1 protein-coding gene and 1 pseudogene are annotated in these 958 nt (G+C 57.6%); both read right to left on the bottom strand.

Annotation, left to right across the window (positions count from 1 at the left end):
- Positions 1–459: 459 nt before the first annotated feature.
- A pseudogene (locus ACTJKX_RS38145) lies at positions 460–625 on the bottom strand (DDE-type integrase/transposase/recombinase); the annotation flags it as partial.
- Positions 626–711: 86 nt separating this feature from the next.
- Positions 712–958, bottom strand: a 247-nt coding sequence (locus ACTJKX_RS38140; RefSeq protein WP_440728497.1) for a hypothetical protein, incomplete at its 5' end; no start/stop codon positions are given.

The raw sequence follows: 958 nt of genomic DNA, 5'->3' as shown, positions 1-958 counted from the left end.
TTCGTCTTCGCGAAGAAATCGAACCGTTGTCATCGCCGTTCCCTCACCAATCCTCATAGGACGAGAACGGCGTGGCGCTCGCAAGGTTCCAGTCCGAGGTTACCACACTCACATGTGACGACGGCATTATCTCTGGGGATCGGGGCCAAGTTGAGGTCTCGATAAGTGCAATGCCTTATTGCGATATCGCAAGGATGGGACGGACGTCGCGGTGCCAAGGTGTCAGCCGTGATCGGGATTACTTGCTTGCCAAAAGGAATTTCCACACCAGGTTTGGAAATGGGAGAGATGGCGAAGCGGCTCATAATCATCCCGGCGAGCGCCGCATCTCATCCTAGCGGCCAGAGGGATTGCGACAGCTTGATGCCTTGGCCCAAAGACGAGACTGCTGGCGGGGTTGCCGTTTAGACCTGCCAGCGTATCGAAGTCCACCCTCGCGGGATCGGATCGTCTCGACATAGTCTGGCTGCCGTCAATGACGATGCGCTCAGCCCGGCCGTGCCAATGGAGTGCCTTGCGGATAAAGCGCTTGGAGAGCTCCGGGTCACGATTTTCGCCGAGAAACGAACTCGACCGTGTCGCCGGCGCCGCTAATGGCAAGGTACAGATATATCTGGCGACCGCGGGGCCGTGATGCAAGTATTGCTGCTCCGCGCTACTCTTTGGGTTATCGGCGTGCCATTTGGCAGTGGCCGCTCTCGTCCCCAGGGATCACCCAATTACTCTTGGTTGTGGCGCTGCTCCGAGACGATGCCGAACCGAGGCCTCCAGTTCGGCAGCAAAGACAATGGCGGATCGCAGGACAGCCATCTCGTTCAAGGCTTGCGATCCCTGATCGTCGATCGCGATCGGAAATTCCATCTTGCCTGCGGCAGTAGGGACTCGAACGCTGAACAGAAGGCGACCGCTCCCCTGTTCCTCGACTTTTATCAGCTCGACATTTGTCATCTTATCCTCC

The sequence above is a fragment of the Labrys sp. 22185 genome (assembly GCF_052045555.1).
Classification (GTDB): Bacteria; Pseudomonadota; Alphaproteobacteria; order Rhizobiales; family Labraceae; genus Labrys; species Labrys neptuniae.
The sequence above is the reverse complement of the archived record's forward strand: the minus strand, read 5'-3'. Positions and strand labels throughout refer to the sequence as shown.